The sequence below is a fragment of the Achromobacter sp. 1014246743 genome (assembly GCF_059760725.1).
The window spans coordinates 1-18,862 of record NZ_JCBANA010000101.1; the positions used below are offsets into that span (position 1 = coordinate 1).

15 protein-coding genes and 2 pseudogenes are annotated in these 18,862 nt (G+C 67.6%); 8 read left to right on the forward strand and 9 right to left on the reverse strand.

The window, feature by feature from the left end:
• Positions 1-161 precede the first annotated feature (161 nt).
• From AC6LJ2_RS28085 to ggt, 5 genes are all read right to left on the reverse strand, one after another.
• Complete coding sequence (locus tag AC6LJ2_RS28085; protein WP_498152630.1) at positions 162-2,021, reverse strand: dipeptide ABC transporter ATP-binding protein; 1,860 nt, start codon at positions 2,019-2,021, stop codon at positions 162-164.
• 14 nt (positions 2,022-2,035) lie between these two features.
• Positions 2,036-2,914 carry an ABC transporter permease gene (locus tag AC6LJ2_RS28090; protein ID WP_263911958.1) on the reverse strand — a complete coding sequence of 293 codons (879 nt, stop codon included), beginning with the start codon at positions 2,912-2,914 and terminating at the stop codon, positions 2,036-2,038.
• On the reverse strand, positions 2,911-3,855 hold the full coding sequence (locus AC6LJ2_RS28095) for an ABC transporter permease (RefSeq protein ID WP_263911956.1): 945 nt from the start codon (positions 3,853-3,855) through the stop codon (positions 2,911-2,913). Before AC6LJ2_RS28095 ends, AC6LJ2_RS28090 begins: the two co-directional genes overlap by 4 nt.
• Before the next feature lie 132 nt (positions 3,856-3,987).
• Positions 3,988-5,502 carry an ABC transporter substrate-binding protein gene (locus tag AC6LJ2_RS28100; protein WP_263911954.1) on the reverse strand — a complete coding sequence of 505 codons (1,515 nt, stop codon included), beginning with the start codon at positions 5,500-5,502 and terminating at the stop codon, positions 3,988-3,990.
• A gap of 35 nt (positions 5,503-5,537) precedes the next feature.
• Positions 5,538-7,166, reverse strand: coding sequence for a gamma-glutamyltransferase (ggt, locus tag AC6LJ2_RS28105; protein WP_263911952.1), 1,629 nt, complete (start codon positions 7,164-7,166; stop codon positions 5,538-5,540).
• Between the two features lie 154 nt (positions 7,167-7,320).
• Here ggt and AC6LJ2_RS28110 point away from each other — a divergent pair, with 154 nt between their 5' ends.
• Complete coding sequence (locus tag AC6LJ2_RS28110) at positions 7,321-8,229, forward strand: LysR family transcriptional regulator (RefSeq protein ID WP_263911950.1); 909 nt, start codon at positions 7,321-7,323, stop codon at positions 8,227-8,229.
• A 25-nt stretch (positions 8,230-8,254) separates the two neighbouring features.
• Here the strand turns inward: AC6LJ2_RS28110 and AC6LJ2_RS28115 are convergent, their stop codons facing one another.
• The 4 genes and pseudogenes from AC6LJ2_RS28115 to AC6LJ2_RS28130 all read right to left on the reverse strand — a co-directional run bounded on the left by AC6LJ2_RS28115 (position 8,255) and on the right by AC6LJ2_RS28130 (position 14,881).
• Positions 8,255-10,444: a phosphocholine-specific phospholipase C gene (locus tag AC6LJ2_RS28115; protein ID WP_263911948.1), complete on the reverse strand. Its 2,190-nt coding sequence runs from the start codon at positions 10,442-10,444 to the stop codon at positions 8,255-8,257.
• A gap of 37 nt (positions 10,445-10,481) precedes the next feature.
• Positions 10,482-10,667, reverse strand: a complete 186-nt coding sequence (locus AC6LJ2_RS28120; protein ID WP_263911947.1) for a hypothetical protein — start codon at positions 10,665-10,667, stop codon at positions 10,482-10,484.
• A gap of 21 nt (positions 10,668-10,688) precedes the next feature.
• The gene (locus AC6LJ2_RS28125; protein ID WP_263911945.1) at positions 10,689-12,692 is read right to left on the reverse strand and encodes an alkaline phosphatase family protein; all 2,004 of its coding nucleotides are present in this window, start codon (positions 12,690-12,692) and stop codon (positions 10,689-10,691) included.
• Between the two features lie 229 nt (positions 12,693-12,921).
• Positions 12,922-14,881, reverse strand: a pseudogene (locus tag AC6LJ2_RS28130) (PhoX family protein).
• A 207-nt stretch (positions 14,882-15,088) separates the two neighbouring features.
• Between AC6LJ2_RS28130 and AC6LJ2_RS28135 the strand changes: the two are divergent.
• The 7 genes and pseudogenes from AC6LJ2_RS28135 to AC6LJ2_RS28165 all read left to right on the forward strand — a co-directional run.
• The gene (locus AC6LJ2_RS28135) at positions 15,089-15,535 is read left to right on the forward strand and encodes a general secretion pathway protein GspC (protein WP_263911942.1); all 447 of its coding nucleotides are present in this window, start codon (positions 15,089-15,091) and stop codon (positions 15,533-15,535) included.
• Between the two features lie 75 nt (positions 15,536-15,610).
• The gene (gspG, locus tag AC6LJ2_RS28140; RefSeq protein ID WP_263911941.1) at positions 15,611-16,039 is read left to right on the forward strand and encodes a type II secretion system major pseudopilin GspG; all 429 of its coding nucleotides are present in this window, start codon (positions 15,611-15,613) and stop codon (positions 16,037-16,039) included.
• Positions 16,011-16,499 carry a type II secretion system minor pseudopilin GspH gene (gene gspH, locus AC6LJ2_RS28145; protein WP_263911939.1) on the forward strand — a complete coding sequence of 163 codons (489 nt, stop codon included), beginning with the start codon at positions 16,011-16,013 and terminating at the stop codon, positions 16,497-16,499. Before gspG ends, gspH begins: the two co-directional genes overlap by 29 nt.
• Positions 16,486-16,884, forward strand: a complete 399-nt coding sequence (gspI, locus tag AC6LJ2_RS28150) for a type II secretion system minor pseudopilin GspI (RefSeq protein WP_263911938.1) — start codon at positions 16,486-16,488, stop codon at positions 16,882-16,884. The genes gspH and gspI overlap by 14 nt, the downstream gene beginning before the upstream one ends.
• Before the next feature lie 59 nt (positions 16,885-16,943).
• Complete coding sequence (locus AC6LJ2_RS28155; protein WP_263912042.1) at positions 16,944-17,585, forward strand: type II secretion system protein GspJ; 642 nt, start codon at positions 16,944-16,946, stop codon at positions 17,583-17,585.
• Positions 17,582-18,526: a type II secretion system minor pseudopilin GspK gene (gene gspK / locus AC6LJ2_RS28160; RefSeq protein WP_263911937.1), complete on the forward strand. Its 945-nt coding sequence runs from the start codon at positions 17,582-17,584 to the stop codon at positions 18,524-18,526. The genes AC6LJ2_RS28155 and gspK overlap by 4 nt, the downstream gene beginning before the upstream one ends.
• Positions 18,523-18,862 (forward strand): annotated as a pseudogene (locus tag AC6LJ2_RS28165) (type II secretion system protein GspL); the annotation flags it as partial. The gene gspK and the pseudogene AC6LJ2_RS28165, both read left to right, overlap by 4 nt.

Genomic DNA, 18,862 nt, shown 5'->3' on the forward strand with positions numbered 1-18,862 from the left:
TATTTACATAAAACCCACGGCACCGCCAGAATGTAACCAGCGGCTGGGATCGTCGGCAGCGTAAGTTGTGTATAAGGAGCAGTACGAGGTCGGGCGGGGCTTCTCTGGCCCCGGCCGACTGCCGCCGTGACGGCCGGCAGCGCCTGGCGGCCTCTACCGCATCAATAGACGCCGATGGCGTGCCGCGCGACGAAATGCCCGTCGCCTACCTGCACCAGCGGCTCGACCAGAGGATCGTCGCCCAGCTTGCGCATCGGGCTGGGAATCTCGTCGACCAGCAGCGAACGCTCGCGGTGGCGCCGCTGCGGATCGGCAATGGGTACCGCCGCCATCAGCTTCCTGGTGTAGGGGTGCTGCGGGTTCTCGAAAATGGCGCGGCGCGGGCCGATTTCGACGATCTGCCCCAGGTACATCACCGCCACGCGGTGGCTGACGCGTTCGACCACCGCCATATCGTGCGAGATGAACAGGAACGACACGCCCAGTTCGCGTTGCAGGTCCAGCAGCAGGTTGACGATCTGCGCCTGGATCGACACGTCCAGCGCCGACACGGATTCGTCGGCGATCACGACCTTGGGATTCAGCGCCAGGGCCCGCGCGATGCAGATGCGCTGGCGCTGGCCGCCCGAGAATTCGTGCGGATAGCGGTCGATCATTTCGGGCACCAGGCCGCACTTGTCCATCAGCCAGCGCACGCGTTCCTGGGCCTCGCGGCCGCGCGCCACGTTGTGGATGAGCAGCGGTTCCATGATGGAATAGCCCACCGTCATGCGCGGATCGAGCGAGGCGAACGGGTCCTGGAAGATGAACTGGATGTGCCGGCGCAGCGTCTGCATGGCGCTGCCGCGCAGTGCGCCGATGTTCTGGCCGTCGAATTCGATCGAACCGCCCTGGCTCTTGACCAGTTGCAGCAGCGACCGGCCCGTGGTGGTCTTGCCGCAGCCGGATTCGCCCACCAGCGACAAGGTTTCGCCGGGGTACAGATCGAAGCTGACCTTCTCGACGGCATGCACGCGTTTCTGCACCCGGCCCAGGATGCCGCCGGTGATGTCGAAATGGGTGGTCAGGTCGCGCACCTTCAGCACCGGGCCGTTTTCGCGGCGCACGGTGGACGGAGCCGCCACGGGGGCCTGGTCCGGCAGGGGCTTGTGGGCCGCTTCCTCGACCTTCAGCAAGGGGAACGGCGCGGGTTCGTCGGTGCCGTGCATGGCGCCCAGGCGCGGCACGGCCGACAGCAAGGCGCGGGTGTAGGCATGCTGCGGCCGCGCGAAGACTTCGTCGGAACCGCCCTCTTCGACCTTGTCGCCGCGGTACATGACCAGCACGCGGTCGGCCACTTCGGCCACCACGCCCATGTCGTGCGTGATGAAGATGACGCCCATGTCCATTTCTTCCTGAAGCTGGCGGATCAGCTGCAGGATCTGGGCCTGGATGGTGACGTCCAGGGCCGTAGTGGGTTCGTCGGCGATCAGCAGCTGCGGCTTGCACGACAGCGCCATGGCGATCATGACGCGCTGGCGCATGCCGCCGGACAACTGGTGCGGATAGCGGTCGAGAATGGCGCGGGCCTCGGGGATGCGCACGCGCTCAAGCATGCGCAGCGTTTCGGCGCGCGCGGCCGCTGCGTCCAGCCCCTGATGCAGCTGCAGGGCTTCGGCAATCTGGTTGCCGGCCGTGAAGCTGGGGTTGAGCGAGGTCATGGGCTCCTGGAAGATCATGGCCACATCGGCGCCGCGCACGCGTTGCAGCGTGGTGTCGGGCGCATTGACCAGATCCAGCACCTCGCCATTGCGACGGCGCAGCAGCATGCCGCCGTTGACGATCTTGCCGCCGCCGTATTCCACCAGGCGCATCAGCGCCAGCGAGGTGACGGACTTGCCCGAGCCGGACTCGCCCACGATCGCCAGCGTTTCGCCGCGATCGACGTGGAACGACACATTGCGCACCGCTTCCACGGTGCGTTCGGGGGTCTTGAAACGTACGGTCAGATCATTGACCTGGACGACGCGTTTGGGATCCATTGTTGCCATGGTGATCATTTTTCCTGACGGGGATCCAGCGCGTCGCGCAGCCCGTCGCCCAGCAGATTGAAGCCCAGCACCACCAGGAAAATGGCCGATCCGGGGAAGATCGACATCCAGGGCGCCTGGGTCATGAAGTTCTTGGCGGTGTTCAGCATCGAGCCCCACGACGGGTTCGGCGGCTGCAGCCCCAGGCCCAGGAACGACAGGCTGGCCTCGGCGATGATGGCCGTGGCGATGGTGATGGTGGCCTGCACGATCAGCGGCGGCATGACGTTGGGGAACACGTGCCGGGCGATGATGCGCAGGTCGGACGCGCCCAGCGCGCGAGCGCTCTGCACGTAGTCTTCGTTTTTCACGGCCAGCACCTGGCCGCGCGTCAGGCGCACGAACTTGGGCGCGGCCGACACGCCGATGGCGATCATGGCGTTGATCAGGCTGGGCCCCAGGAAGGCCGCCAGCGCAATGGCCAGGATCAGGAACGGAATCGCCAGCAGGGCCTCGGTGGCGCGGGAAATGACGCTGTCGGTCCAGCCGCCGAAATAGCCGGCGGCCAGGCCGAACGGCACGCCGACCGCCAGCGCGATCAGCACCGACACCAGGCCGGCCATGAGCGAGGCGCGCGCACCAAAGACCATGCGGCTGAAGATGTCGCGGCCCAGTTCATCGGTGCCCAGCCAGTACGAGGCCGACGGCGCCTTGCGGATGGTGGTGAAGCTGGTCTGGAACGGATCGTGGTTGGCGATCAGCGGCGCCAGGAGGGCCAGCAGCACGAAGAACAGCACGATGGCCAGGCCCAGCATGGCCACGTGGTTGCGTTTGAATTTGCCCCAGGCGCGGTTGCGGCTGCGGGGCGGCGTGACGGCTGCGGCCGTTGCAGGAAGTGCGCTCATGCGTGCCTCAGACGGGGATTGACCAGGATGTACAGGATGTCGGCCAGCAGGTTCATCAGGATGAAGCCCACCGCGACGCAGAGCACCACGCCCTGCACCACCGCGTAGTCGCGCGTGAACACCGCGTCGACCACCAGCTTGCCGAACCCCGGGATGGTGAAGACCTGCTCGGTCAGCACGGCGCCCGCCAGCAATTCACCGAACAGCAGCGTCACCAGGGTGACGATGGGCATCAACGCATTGCGCAGCGCGTGGCGCAGCACCACCCGGCGCGGCGACACGCCCTTGGCGCGCGCCGTGCGCACGTAGTCGGCCGACAGCGCTTCGAGCATGGCCGAGCGGGTGTGGCGCATCAGGTAGGCGGCGATGGCCGTGGACAGCACCAGCGCCGGCATCAGCATGGTCTTGATCGACAGCCAGAAGTCTTCGGCCGGCGACACATAGCCCGACGCCGGCAACAGCTTCCATTGCACCGACACCACCATGATGAGAATGATGCCGAGCCAGAAATTGGGAATGGACATGCCGGACAGCGCCGCGATGTTGGCGCCCATTTCGATGGGCTTGCCCTTGCGCACCGCGGCCAGGATGCCCATGGGAATGCCCACCAGCAGCGCGAAGAACATCGCCATGGCCGCCAGTTGCAGCGTCACGGGCAGCTTCTGGGCGATCAGCGTGGTGACCGGCACGTCGGTGCGCAGCGACTTGCCCAGGTCGCCCTGCACCACCTGGGTGGCCCAGGCCACGTACTGCATCGGCAAGGGGTCGTTCAGGCGGTATTTTTCGCGCAGGTAATCCAGCACGGCCGGGTCGCGCTCTTCGCCGGCCATGGTCAGCACCGCGTCGCCGGGCAGGATTTTCTGCAGCATGAAGACGATCATCGACACCAGTATCAGGGTCGGTATCGCGACGATCACGCGGCGCAAGATGAGTTTAAGCATGTGGGAAAACCGTAGAACAAAAGCGGTGGACGGAGCCGGGCCGGTCAGGCTTGGCGCACGGCCACCGCGGGAAACAAGCGGCCGCGCGAAACGCGCGGCCGGCGGGCGCGGCGGCAAGCCGCCGCATCCCGTTTACTTCTGTGCGAACGTCACGCCCTTCAGGCGGATCATGCCGTCCGGATACGGCACGAAGCCCTTGACCTTCTTGCCCAGCGCGAACGGCCACGGCTGGTAGTAGTTGTATACCCCGGGCAGTTCGTCCTGGATGATCGCCTGGGCCTGGTCGTAGATGGCGCGGCGCTTGGCTTCATCCGGCACCGTGCGGGCCTCGTTGAGCAGCTTGTCGACTTCCGGGTTGCAATAATGGCCGTCGTTCAGGGCGCCCTTGCAGGTCACGAACGAATGGATGTTGCCGTCCGGGTCGACCCGGCCCGACCAGCCCAGCATCACGACCTGGAAGTTGCCACCGGCCGATTCCTTTTGCAGGGCCGCGTATTCGGTGGGCCGCAGCGACAGGTCGAAGCCGGCTTCCGATGCCATCGCCTGCACCATTTCGGCCACGGACGAGGTGGTGGTGTTGTTGCCGAACATGACCTCGGCCTTGACGCGGTCAAAGCCGGCCTGCTTGAGCAGCGCGCGCGCCTTGGCGACGTCGCGCTTGGTCACGGGGAACTTGTCGCTGTGGTAGGGGCTGGCGGGCGGGAACGGCTGCTGCGCCGGCTCGAAGATGCCGCCGCCTGCCACCTCGTTGATGGCGTTGCGGTCGATGGACAGCTGGAACGCCTGGCGCACCAGCTTGTTCTTGAACGGGTTGTCTTCGGCGCGCTTGCCGTTGCCCACGTTGAACATGAACTGCTGGAAGCCCAGGCCCGCCACCGGCGCGAAGGTCAGGCTGGCGTCGGTCTTGACCTGCGGCGCGTCGGACGGGTTCAGGCGTTCGAGCATGTCCAGGTCGCCGGCGCGCAGGTTCGACAGGCGCACGGTGGTGTCCGGGATGGGCAGGAAGGTGATGCGCTTGAAGGCGTAGTCCTTGGCGTCGTAGTACTGGTCGAATTTTTCGAGCACGACGCGGTCGTTCTGGATGCGTTCGACGAACTTGTACGGACCCGAGCAGATCGGCTTGCGGCCCACCGACGCGACATCGGGATCGGCGAAGGTCTTGGGCGACAGCATCATGCCGGCGCGGTCGGACAGTTGCGCCAGCAGCGTGGCGTCGGGCTGCTTGAGCGTGAGCACCAGCGTGGAGGCGTCGGGCGCCTCGACCTTTTCGACCGAGGCCAGTTCGCCCTTGCGCAGGCTGTCGGGCAGCGTCATGGCACGGTCCAGGTTGGCCTTGGCGGCCGCGGCGTCGAACTTGCTGCCGTCGTGGAACAGCGCGTCTTCGCGCAGCTTGAAGGTCAGCACCTTGTTGTCGGGGCTGAACGACCACGAGGTGGCCAGCTGCGGCACGAAGTGCAGCTTGGGATCGATGTCCACCAGCTTGTCGCACAGCGAGGTGAAGACGATGCGGCCGACGTAGGTACGCGCACGATGCGGGTCCAGGACGTCGGGATCTTCCTGCAGGCCGATCCGGATGTTCTGGGCGCAGGCGGCGCCGGCGGCCAGCGCCAGCACGCTGGCGCCGAAGGTCATGGTCAAGCGTTTCATTGTGGTTTTTCCCCTTGTGGCTGCACTGCCGTGCATCAGAAGCCGACGGCCTGGCCGTCGCGGCGGCTGTCGCTGGCGGCAACGTAGCCCAGCTCGTTGTCGCTTTCGGACATGCGCCAGATGAATTGGCCGGCGCCGAAGTCCATGTAAGGATCGTCGACCGACTTCAAAGCATGCCCCAGGTCTTTCAGGCCCGCAATAGTGGAAGCCTTCATGTTGGTCTCGATATCCAGCGTGAAATCGCGGTTGACCTTCCAGCGCGGCGCGCAGCAGGCGGCCTGCGGGTTCTGGTGGTAGTCGATCATGCGCACGACGGTCTGCAGGTGGCCCTGGGGCTGCATGTCGCCGCCCATGACGCCAAAGCTCATGACCGGCTTGCCGCCGCGGGTCAAAAAGCCCGGGATGATGGTGTGGAACGGGCGCTTGCCGCCTTCGACCACGTTGGCCGACTGGGGATTCATCGAGAAGCCCACGCCGCGGTTCTGCATGCTGATGCCGGTGCCCGGCACCACCACGCCCGAGCCGAAGCCCATGTAGTTGGACTGGATGAACGAGATCATCATGCCGTTTTCGTCGGCGGCGGTCAGGTAGACGGTGCCGCCGGCGTGCGGGCGGCCGGCTTCGAAGTGGGTGGCGCCGTCCAGGCGGATCAGCTTGGCGCGGCTGTCCAGGTAGTCGTCGGACAGCATCTGCTCGGGCGTGACTTCCATCGAGCGCGGGTCGGCCACGTACTTGTACAGGTCGGCAAAAGCCAGCTTCATGGCTTCGATCTGCACGTGCTGCGACTGCACCGAGTCAACCGGCAGGCTGGCCATGTCGAAGCGTTCGACGATGCCCAGCGCGATCAGCGCGGCGATGCCCTGCCCGTTCGGCGGGATTTCATGCAGCTCGTAGCCGCGGTACGACTTGGAAATCGGCTTGACCCATTCCGGGCGGTAGCCGCGCAGGTCTTCCAGCGTCATGGCGCCGCCGCATTCCTTGGCGAACGCGGCGATGCGTTCGGCCAGTTCGCCTTCATAGAAGTCGCGGCCATGCGAGGCGGCAATGCGGCGCAGCGTGTTGGCGGCATCCGGGAAGCGGAAGTGTTCGCCGACCTTGGGCGCGCGGCCTTCCGGCATGAACGCCTGGGCGTAGCCCGGCTGGCTGCTCAGTTCGTTGGCGGCAGCGGCCCATTTGTGCGCCACCACCGGCGGCACGGCATAGCCGCGCTCGGCGATTTCGATGGCGGGCTCGAACAGTTGTTCGAACGGCAGCTTGCCCAGCTTTTCGTGCAGTGCGGACCAGCCGGCGACCACGCCGGGCACCGTCACCGCGTCCCAGCCGCGCTTGGGCTGGATGGCCAGGCCGTCCGGGCCCGTGCCGTACTTGCGCTTGAAGTATTCGACGTTCCAGGCGGCCGGGGCCACGCCGGACGAATTCAGGCCATGCAGTTCCTTGCCGTCCCAGACGATGGCGAAGCAGTCGCCGCCCAGGCCGCACGATACCGGTTCGACCAGCACGATGGTGGCGGCCGCGGCGATGGCGGCGTCCACGGCGTTGCCGCCCTTGAGCAGCATGCGCAGGCCGGCCTGGGCCGCCAGCGGATGCGACGTGGACACCACGTTGCGGGCGAACAGCGGGATGCGGACGGAGGGGTAAGGGTTGACCCAGTCGAAGGATTTCATGGCGCTAGTCTCAGATAGGTAAGCTCGCGAAGGTACTCTCGTGGTCTAATTAAATCAATTTGATTTTTTGTTCCGTCATAAAAGATTTTTTTGTGAATCAAGCCCGGGCTTTTCGGCACGGATTGCCCCCGGATTCAACCCCGGAATCACCCCTATGAGCACCATCCGATTCCTGCGCACCTTCCTGGCGGTGGCCCACCATGGCTCGTTTTCCGAGGCCGCCGAGCAAGTGGCCCTGACGCAGGCCGCCGTCAGCTTCCAGATGCGCTCGCTGGAGGCCGAACTGGGGCGTGAATTGTTCGATCGCAGCGGGCGTCTTGCCATTCTTAACGCAGCCGGGCGGGAATTGCTACCGGAAATCAAGCACTTGCTCGATTTATACGACCGCATGCGGCTGCCGCGCACGGTGCCGGGCGAACTGGCCGGGTCGGTATCGGTAGGCAGCATCGTGTCCTGCATGGGCACGCTGTCCAAGGTGGTGTCGGGCATGAAAAAGGCCCATCCCAAGCTGGACGTGCGGATTCTGTCGGGCAAGGCCAGCGAACTGGCCGGCAAGGTCGAAGACGGCGAGCTGGACGCGGCATTCCTGGTGGAAGCCGGCCGCAAGATGGCCAGCACGCGCTGGGTGCCGCTCTACGAAGAACCGCTGGTGGTGATCGCCCCGCCGTCGGCCGCCGGGCGCGATGCGCGCCAGGTGCTGGCGGGCAACCCGTTCTTGCGGTTCGACCGCACCCAGCGCACCGGGCTGCAGATCGACCGGCTGCTGCGGCGCCTGGCGGTGCCGCTGAACGAGTTCCTGGAACTGAACGCGATCGAGACCCTGGTCGAGCTGGTGCGCCAGGAAGTCGGCGTGACGCTCTTGCCGCTGATCAACGGCTCGAACTGGCATGCCAGCCCGGAACTGCGCATCCTGCCCCTGCCTGACGACCTGGGCCCGATGTCGCGGGCCATCGGCATGCTGGAACGGCGCGAACATGCGCGCCAGGGCATCACGGCGGCCATCTGCGAGGCCTGCGCCACGGCGTTCCGGGCACGCGAGCCCCAAGGGGCGGCCCCAGCCTGACGGCAACGCCAGGCCGGGGCAGGTTTTACAGCCCCATCGCCGGATCGGTGACCGACGGCTTGCCCGTTTCCACCCGGCCGGCGAAGCGACGCAGGTAGGCGGGGTCTTCGTTCAGGCGCGCCGTGAAGTCGTACCAGGCGCCGCTGGCCTTCAGGGCCCACGACTGTTCCACCTGGCTGCCCGCCGGCACCGTCAACGTCCACTTCTCATTATTGGTGTAGTAGGCGTTGGGCGTGATGACGAAGGTGACCGGCTTCTTGCCGCTGTTGATGAAGCTGGTGTAGACGTCGCCATTGGCCACGTCGTAGCAGACGCGGATCTCGGCATCGAGCTGCTCGCTGCGAGCCAGCGCCAGGTCCCCCGCGAAGTGACGCAGATAGCCGTTCGGGCCCATCACCCACAGGTCGTACTTGCCGCCGTCGGCGGCCACGTCCCAGCTGCCTTGGAGCTGCTTGTTCGGTTCGACCGTGTAGCGGCGCGGCAGGCGGTCCAGGTGCAGGCGGTCGTAGACGTGGAACACGCCGGTGGCCGTGCCGGTATTGGCGAACACCAGCCACATGGCGCTGGTGCCCGGCTGGGCGCGGCCGCTGGTGTGCAGTTCATAGGGCAAGGCGCGCGAAAAACGCACGCCGGTTTCCTGCTTAGGCTTGGCCTGGGTGGTCGTATCGGGCAGCGGCACGGCCGGCAGGGCCTGCTGGTCGGCGCGCGTCTGGTCGGCACCGGCCCGCGTGAGCAGGGTCAGGTCGGGCAGCTGTTCATTGTTGGGCGTGGCGAAATTGAAGGCCGAGGTCAGGTCGCCCAGCACCGCGCGGCGCCACGGGCTGATGTTCTTTTCGGGCACGCCGAACCGCGCTTCCAGGAAACGCAGCACCGACGTGTGGTCGAACGCCTGGGAATTGACCCAGCCGCCACGGCTCCAGGGCGACACGATGTACATCGGCACGCGCGGGCCGGGGCCGTAGACGCGGTTGTCGGCGGCGTCCAGCACCGCACCGGCCGGGGTGTACGACGGCCGCGTATGGCGTTCCATGTCGGTATTGACGGTGGAGTCGCCGGCCATCGAGCCGTCCGGATTGAGCGAAGGCGCGGCGGGCGACGGCACGTGATCGAAGTAGCCGTCGTTTTCGTCGAAGTTCACCAGCAGCACCGTCTTGCTCCAGACGTCCGGGTTGGCGGTCAAGGCGTTCAGCGTTTCCTGGATGTACCAGGCGCCCTGCACCGGGCTCGACGGGCCGGGGTGTTCGGAATACGTGGCGGGAGCCACGATCCAGGAGATCTGCGGCAGGCTGCCGTTGGTCACGTCGTCACGCAACGCCTGCAGGAAACCGCCGTCCGGCATGGTGTTGGCCGTGCCTTTGTAGAGCGGGTTGGTGGCATCCATGGCCGGCGTCCAGGCGGGGTACGGCGAGCCGTCGGTGCCATTGCCGGCCAACTCGTTGGCCTTGCGGTACTGGCGGAAACCGGCCAGCGGGTTGTCGCCGAAGTTCTCGGGCAGGTTCTGGTACACCTTCCAGGTCACGCCGGCTTCCTGCAGACGCTCCGGGTAGGTCTTCCAGGTCCAGCCGATGGTCGAGGCGCCCAGGTCGTCCCACTGGTTGCGGGTGGACGGGCCGTTGCCCAGCGCCAGCGGATCGTTGGTGCCGGTCCAATGGAACAGGCGGTTGGTGTTGGTGCCCCCATGCGAAGAGCAGTGGTAGGCATCGCACAGCGTGAAGGCCTCGGCCAGCGCGAACTGGAACGGCAGTTCCTGCCGGGTGTAGTAGCCCATCGACTGGTTCTGCTTGTAGCGCGGCCATTGATACAGGCGGCCGCCATCCCAGGCGTTCTGGGCATCCACGTAATCGTGCGGCGTGCCGGACACGCGCTGGGCGTTGCCCTTGGTGCTGTCCAGGTGATACGGCAGCACCACGCGGGTGCCGTTGGTCTGTTCCCAGACCGAGCGGTTCTGCGGCAGCGGCACGGTGATGCGGTCGCCAAAGCCGCGCACGCCCTTGAACGTGCCGAAGTACATGTCGAACGAGCGGTTTTCCTGCATCAGGATGACCACGTGCTCGACGTCGTTGATGGTGCCGGTGCGGTTGTTGGCGGGAATCGCCAGCGCGCGGCGGATGGCCGGCGGGAACATCGACAAGGCGGTCAGGCCGGCGGTCGAGGCGGCGGCGTTGCGCAGGAAGCGGCGCTTGCCGGCGTGGATGGGGTCTTTTTCGGACGTCACAGGGGCTATTCCTTGAATTCTGATGGGGGCGCCGCTGTCAGGGCGCGCAACGCAATTGGGGCTTGACGGGCTGGGTGGGCGTCTCGGGCTGCTGGCCGCCCGGGGCGCCGCTGCCGCTGTCGCTGTCGTCGTCCTTGTCGCCGCCGCAGGCGGTCAGGGTGGCGGCGATCATCAGCACCGCGCCCAGGCGCAGGAACGCGCGCAAGATCGGGGAAGTAGTCATGGTGTGTCTATCCTTGGGACATCAGGGGAACAGTTCGGAAACGGACTTGCCGGACAGGGCCAGCGAGCGCACTTCGGCTTCGGTCAGCGCGCGCGACCAGAACGCCAGGTCGTCGAAATACATGGTGTAGGGGCCCTTGGTGCCGGCGCAGCACACGCCGTAGGTGCCCTTGCCGTCTTCGTTCAGGCCCAGGTGCGGGCCGAACACGCCGGCGATCCTGGTCAGGTCGACCGTGCCGGTCGGCGTCGACCGGCTGGTGAAACCCAGCTCCGGGTCATAGACGTAGGCCGTCATGGTCTTGGCGGTCTTGTTGATGGCCATGGCCACGTAGATCGGCTTGTTGGGCGTGAACTTCACGCCGTTGATGTCGACCCGCGCGCCGCCGGCCAGGTTGAAGCGCAGCTCGGGGCCGGCCCACTGGGCGATGGTGATGCCGGGATTGCCGCCGGAGTTGTAGTCCTTGTTGCCCAGGATGGAGCGGTCGTTGGCAGTGCCATCGGACTGATACCAGAAGCCGATGGTGAAGGCCGAGACGGTGTCGAGCAGGCCCGCCGGATAGTCCAGCTTGAACGCACCGAGCGGGTCGGCCGTGCGCTGGTTCTGGAACATCTTGCCGAACACGCCCTGGTTGGCGAAGGCCGGCGCCTGGACGCCGTCGTACGGCGTGATCGCCCCGCCGCCCGCGGCCTTGTCGGTCACGTCGCCTTCGAACGGGAACAGCATCGTCAGACCGGTACGCAGCGACGGCAACAGCGGCACCGGCGCCGTGTACACGACCGTGGCGCGCACGGCCGTGACGGCGCCACCCACCGAGATGGTGTAGTTCAGTTCGTGCACGCCTTCGGTGGTGAACGAGAAGGCGGTGTCGGCATAGTCGGTGGCCGTGCCCGGCAGGCGCGCCAGTTCCTTGCCATCGCGGGCAATCACGATGTCGCCGACCGGCACCCCGACGCGGGTCCAGCTGAGCGAAACGGTCTTGTTGTCCATCGACGTGCGGCTGGCGGCTCGGCGCAGGGCCACCGATTCGGTCAGGGCGGCGCCCGCCATGTCGTACTGGCCGGCGGCCGGCAAGGCGCCCAGGTGCGCCAGCACGGTGGGCGCGGCGTCGGCCGCGCTGGGCAAGGCGTACCAGGCGCTGTTCCAGACGCCGTCGAACGACGCGTCGTCGGCGCTGCCGCCCAGCAGCGGCTGCCGGTTCATCGCCAGCAGCGTGGTCTTGTTGGGCGAGAGCTGCAGGCCATCGCTGCCGCCGGTGCGGTCCAGGCCATGGCTGGACGCCACCACCACCAGCCAGTTCTCTTCCGGATGGTCCGCGCGGCGGGCGGCCACCTGGGCCAGCAACGCGCCCAGGGCGGCGTCCGTCTGGCGCAGGGTGGCCTGGTAGGCGGGGCCGAAGCTGCCAGCCTGCGCCACGGTCTCGGCGGCGCCGAACTGCGCCACCACCACGTCATAGCCTTCGGTGATGCGATCACGTGCCTGGCTGGCGACGCAATCGTCCACGCCGGCACAGTCGGTCAGGCTTTGCAGATAGCCGGCGGCGCGGTCGTTGCCGGCCAGGCTGGCCAGCAGCGTCGAATTGAAGGCCGCCGCCGTGCGCGCGGCGGGCTTGGCCGTCTTGACGCGCTGGAACAGCGTCGGCGTCTTGGGCGCCTGGCCGGCCGCGTTGCTGCGCACGCCATGCTGATCGGCCCACTGGCCGGTCAGCAGCGTGGTCCAGCCCGGCACCAGCAGCGTGGGCTGTTGCGTGACGCCACCGGTCACGCCGCCGGTCCAGCTGCGCGTCACGGTCAATTGCGCCAGGCCGGGCAAGGACTTGTCCGCCACGCCCTGGCGGTAGGCGTCATACGTCAGGCCGTCCATGCCGATGAACAACACCTTGGCGGCCGAGCCCGCGCCGGGCTGCGTCGCGGGCGGCGGCGGCGGTGTCGCCGCATCGCCGTCGCTCTTGTCATCACCGCCGCAACCGGCCAGCGCGCCCAGGGCGGCCAGGGCCGCGCACCAGCGCTTCCACTTCATTACCTGCATGTTCTTTCCCTTTCGAAACCCGCTTTGTGGGTGGCCCACATAGTGGCTTCGCAAGGTGAACGACGCATGAAGCAAAGACAGGAATCGCTGATCGACGGATCAGGATTTTTTTCTGATGCGACACAGACCGAAACAATGCAAAGGGACCGGCGTGCCGGTCCCTGGGTCCTTTCCGACAAGCGGACGCGGCGTGTTGCGCGCCGCGTCCGCCCAGCTCGGCACAGCCTGGTCAACTGCCGATCTTCACACCGGTCAAGTAGCCCACCGATGCGCCGAAGCCGTCCTTGTAGTTGGCCTTGACCAGCGGTTCCAGCGTGGGCCGCACCTTGGCGTGCACGCTGCCCCAGTCGGCGGCGTGCTGGAAGTTGCTGGTGATGTAGGTCCAGCCGTTGATCTCGTCCACCGCCTGCAGGCCAGTGGATTCGGCCGCCACCGGGCACGACAACAGGCGCGACAGCACCTTGGTGTCGACGTTGTAGGCCCACAGGAAGTTGTTGACGTGGCCGCCGCTGTCTTCGCCCACGAACAGCGTGCGCAGCTTTTCCGAGAACTTCAGGTTGTCGGGGTTGGAGATCTTGTCGGCGTTGTGGGTATTGCCCAGCTCGTCGACCGGCGAGATCGGCGCGCCGACCAGTTCGGCCACGGCGGCCATGTCCACCGGCACCCATTCGCTGTCGATCGCCTGGCCGTTGGTGTCGACCTGGCCGGCCTTCAGGTGCAGCTGGTAGACGGCGCCGGCCGAGTTGGCCGTGACCTTCATGCCGGCCACCGTGCCGTCGACCATCGAGCTTTCGATGCGCGACATGGCGCTGTAGGCGATCTTGTCCTTGGCGTTGACGGTGGTGCCTTCCATCTTGGTAAAGCCCAGCGTGCCGCCGACCAGCGCGGCGTAGCGGTGGGTTTCCAGGAAGGCGGCAGCCTGGCGGCGGCCCGGCATCAGCTTGACCCAGTTGTCGGCGCCGCTGAAGCGGATCTTGGTGAAGGTGTTGTCGGCCGGGTCCGTCTTGCGCACGTCCATGATGTCGGCGGCGGTCAGCTGGTCGGCCAGTTCCTTGACTTCGGCGCTGGTGGCGTGGCCCAGGTTGATCCAGGTCAGCGTGCCGGCGCCCGGGCCGGTGCCCGAGGTCTGCGTCCACTTGGCCACGTACAGCGAGCCCGACGACAGGTCGGCCTTGCGGTCGGCCACGAACATGAACAGGCCGCCGTTGGTGGCGTCGTCGCCCATCAGCGCGGTGCGCTGGTCAGGCATGATCTGCACCAGCTCGTGCGAGATGCGGCCCATGCAGTAGTGCTTCTTGATGCTGCCGGTGCCGTCCGGGTTCACCGTCACTTCCGGCATGTGGCCGTAGTGGTAGGGGTTGGCCTTGTTGGGGTCGTTGAACAGGTTCTGGCTGTAGGCCTGGAACTGCGCCTGCGTCTTGGCGACGGTGGCGTCGGGTTCGTACTCTTCGCTGGACAGGTGCGTGTTCCAGGGCGACAGGCTGGCGCCGCAGGTGATCCACAGGCCATTCACCGGCGAGGTGTCGACGTTGCTGTACTTGACCAGGCTGAGCTTGCCGGTGGCCGGGTCCTGCGCCAGGGTCAGCACGGCAATCGGCGACGGCAGGCGGCCGTACATGTCGGCGCCGGCCTGGTCCATCGACTGGTATTCGAACTGCACCACGGCAAACACGGTGTTGCCGTTGACGCCCGGCACGGTGGGCGCTTCCAGCTTCAGGAGCGACATGCCGTCGGGGGCAGTTCGAGAAGAACTGGCGGGCCTTGGCGGGCACCGAGTTGTCCATGATGGGCGCGCCGGCATTGTTGAAATAGGCGCCGGCGATGATGCTGCCGCCCTTGCCGTCCGGCACCGAGTCGCCGGTCATGAAGAATTGTTCGTAGCCCAGGTCGACCTTGCGGGTCGAGCCGTCGCTGAACGTCAGCACCATCGACGAGCCTACCGTCGTGCGCGCCATCAGTTCCGGGCTGGCCAGCGAGGGAGCGGGCATCGACGTGAACGAAGCGGACTTGAACGTGACGTTGGCCGCGGGCGGATTGCCGGGTGTGACGACGGCGTTGTCATCGTCATCGTCGCTGGAATTACAGCCCGCCAGCAGCGCGGCCATGCTCACGCCGCCCAGCGGCAGCATCGGCGCGCCGCCCAGCATTTTCAGAAGTCGGCGGCGGTTGGCGTGTGTCGTGTCTTGCATCGTTGTTTCCTGTGGGAGGGGTCGGTGCCGCGGTGCTTGGCCGCAGCGTGCACGCATGCTAGACAGGTGGCATTTAAGCTTGATGACAGCGCGCCGTCTGCCGCCTGAAAGGAATGGCGCGGCGCTATCGCGGACTTGTCATGATGGGCCGCTATAGTCGGGCGCATTCCTGTTTGCACGCCTTGTTCGCCTTTCGCCTTGCCATCCATGCCCTTGTCTCTGCGTTTGTCTCCTCCCGCCGCGCCCGCCGCGCTTCGTGTGCTGGCCGTGCTGGCGCTGGCCGCCGGCCTGGGCGTTTGGGGCGCGGTGCTGCTGGCCCCGCGCCCCGGCCCCTTGCCCCCTGCCCTGTCGGCCCCCGCGCCGCGCGCCGCCGACAACACGCCGGTGGCGCTCTGGTTCGGCCGCGATGAAGTGATGCGCACGCAGATCAGCGTGCTGGGCGTGATCGCCGCGGGCACGGACGGCGCCGCCGTCTTCAGCGTCGACGGCGGTCCGCCCCTGGCCTGGCGCGTGGGCGATGAAGTCGCGCCGGGGATTCTCTTGAAAGAGATCAGCGCCGACGCCATCACGGTCGAGCAAGGCGGCCGCGCCAGCCGCCTGGCGGCGCCAGTGTTCCCGGCCCCCGCGGATGGCATCGCCAGCGCGGCCAAGTGAGCGCGCCAGGCTCATATTGCTGTCATATTTCATGTCCACAATCCTCCGCTTCTACTGAAAGACCGGAGTTGTAAAGTGCGTCAGTCATCGCGTGGGCCTGCTCGCCAGCAGGGTTTCACCCTGATCGAGATCATGGTGGTCATCGTGATCATGGGGATTCTGGCGGCCCTGATCGTTCCGCGCGTGCTCGACCGCCCCGACCAGGCCCGCCAGGTGGCGGCGCGCCAGGATATCGGCGGCATCATGCAGGCGCTCAAGCTGTACCGGCTGGACAACGGCCGCTACCCCACCACCGCCCAGGGCCTGCGCGCGCTGGTGGAAAAGCCCGAAGGCGCGTCCAACTGGCGCGGCTACCTGGACAAGCTGCCCAACGACCCCTGGGGCCATCCCTATCAATACCTGAGCCCGGGCGTCAAGGGCGATATCGATGTGTTCTCGTTCGGCGCCGACAACAAGCCCGGGGGAGAAGGCGGTGATGCCGACATCGGTTCGTGGGAACTCTGAACGCGGCTTCACGCTAGTCGAAGTCCTGGTGGTGCTGGTGATCGTTGCCATTGGCGCCAGCATGGTCAGCCTGTCCATCGGCAAGGGGCCTGATCCGCTGCGCGACGACGCGCAGCGCCTGGCCGACGCCTTTACCGTGGCCCAGAGCGAAGCTCGCAGCGACGGCCGGCCGATACGCTGGCTGCCCGCCAGCGGCGGCTGGTCGTTCGAACGCCAGGGCCGCGGCGATTCGCCCACCGCCGAGGAAGACGTGACGCTGCCCGTGGACACGCTGGAACGCGACGATGCGCTGCGCCCGCGCGCCTGGCTGGCCGGGCCCGTGCAACTGCGGCTGAACCCGAACCGCCCGCTGATCTTCAATACCGAGTGGGTGGCCGATCCGTTCAGCCTGCAGCTGCGGGCCGGCGAATCGCTCGTGACGCTGTCGCGCGACGCCTCGGGACACTATGACATCCGCTGAATTCGTCACCTCGCGGCAACGTCGGCGCCAGCGCGGCTTCACCCTGATCGAAGTGCTGGTGGCGCTGGCCATCATCGCGGTCGCGATGGGCGCGGCCCTGCGCGCCACCGGCGTCATGGCCGCCAACAACCGCGCGCTGCAGGACAAGACGCTGGCGCTGCTGGCCGCGCAGAACGCGCTGACCCAGCTGCGGCTGGAGCAGACGCTGCCGCGCGCCGGCACGCAGACCGTGCCCTGCCCCCAGGGTGGGCTGGCGCTGCGCTGCGAGCTGGCATTCACCAATTCGCTCAACCGCAGTTTTCGCCAGGTGTCGGTCAAGGTGCGCGACCAGGCGGACGGCGGCGTCCTGCTGCAGTTGGACGGCCTGTTGTCGAGCCTGCGATGAATCTGCACCACCCGCGGGGCCGCAAACCGCGTCCGATAGCGCGCCCGATGCCGCGTCCGATGCCGCCCGCGCTGCCGCGCCAGTGCCCGCGCCAGGCGCTGCACCGCCACCGCGCCGAAGCCGGCTTTACCCTGATCGAGGTGCTGGTGGCCCTGGCGCTGATGGCGCTGGTCAGCCTGATGGCCTGGCGCGGCCTGGAAAGCGTGTCCAGCGCGCGCGAGTGGATCTCGCAGCAGGCCGAAGACACCGACGCCATCGTGAGCACGCTGGGCCAGCTGGGGCGCGACGCCGAACTCGCCTATAACGGCCCGTCGTTCGCCGCGCCCGGCATCGATGCGCGCGTCTTCACCAGCGGCATCCGCCTCTTGCCTGGCACCGCCGGCGCGCAGACGCTGGAAATCCTGCGCCCCGACCCGGACGGCAACGGCCGCTGGCAGCGCGTCCAATGGTCCGTGCGCAAGGACGGCCTGTGGCGCGCCAGCGGTGCGTCGGCCGAACAGGCGCCGCTGCCGCCCGCGGGCGACGGCGTGCTGCTCCTGCCCGGCGTGCGCGCGCTGGTGCTGCGCGGCTGGGTGCCCGGTGTGGGCTGGATGGACACGCGCTCGCCGTTTTCGGCCACGCCCAGCGGCATCGAGATCGCGCTGGACCGCGGCGCGGGCGGCGACACCCGCCGCTACAGCCGCATCCTGGAGCTGCCATGAACGCGCCCCGCCCGCGCGAACGCGGCGCCGCCGTCATCAGCGCGCTGATCATCGTCGCCATCGTCGCCGCGCTGACCACCAGCCTGTTCCAGCGCCAGACCGCCAGCACGCGCCGCGTCGAAAACGAAATGGCGCGGGTGCAGGCGCGCATGATGCTGGCCGGCGGCATCGACTGGGCCCGCCTCGTGATCCGCGATCATGGCAAACGCGAATCCACCACCCGCGGCGACCAGATCTGGGCCACGCCCATACTCGACACCCGCATCGAGCGCCCCGGCGACGACCGCGTCGCGGTGTTCTCCGGCCGCGTGCAGGACGAGCAAGGCAAGTACAACCTGAGCAACCTGGCCAGCCATGGCGTGCCGCAGCCCGAACAGGAACAGGTGCTGCGGCGCCTGTTGGCCAGCCTGCGCCTGCCCGACGCGCTGGCCGCGCGCATGCTCGACATCATCGCGGCCAGCCAGCCGCCCGCGCAGCCGGCCGACGCGCCCACGCCGGCCCAGGGCGGCCAGACCCCGGATGCCCGGGCGCCGCAGCCGCGCGGCATCGACGACGTGGCCGCGCTGCTGGGGCTGGAACCCGCGGTGCGCGACGAACTGCGCCGCACCATGACCGTGCTGCCGCTGGCCACCAATATCAACGTCAACACCGCGCCGCCGGAAGTCATCGCCGCGCTGGTGCCGGGCCTGTCGCTCAGCCAGGCCCGCGCCATCACCGGCGAACGCGATCGCGGCAACTGGTTCAACAACAGCGGCGACTTCGCCAACCGGCTCGCCGCCACGGGCGTGAAAACCCCGGCGCCGGCCGTCGTCACCGCCAGCGGCTGGTTCATGGCCAACGGCGTGGTCGCCTACGAACGGGCCCGGGTATCCATGCAGGCGCTGATACGCAGCGCCCCCCCCGCCGCACCCGACACCCTCTGGACACGAGAAAATCCGTGAAGAATTCCTTGCGCATCGCGCTGCCCCCCCTGGCCGAATTCGGCCCCGGCTCGCCCCTGCCCTTCGCGTGGTTCGACCGCCGCGGCAATTGCGCGCGCCGCGGTGAACTGACGCTGGCGGCCCTGGGCCAGGCCTATCCGCAAGCCGCTTGCGAAGCGGTGCTGCATCCCGGCGACGTCATCGCCGCCACCGTGCAGGTGCCCGCCGTGGCGCGCGCGCGCTTTGGCGCCGCGGTGCGCAGCGCGCTCGAACCCCTGGTGCTGAGCGACCTGGACGACCTGGCGATCGGCCACGGCCCGCGCGCCGCCGACGGCTCGGTGCCGCTGGCCTGGGCGG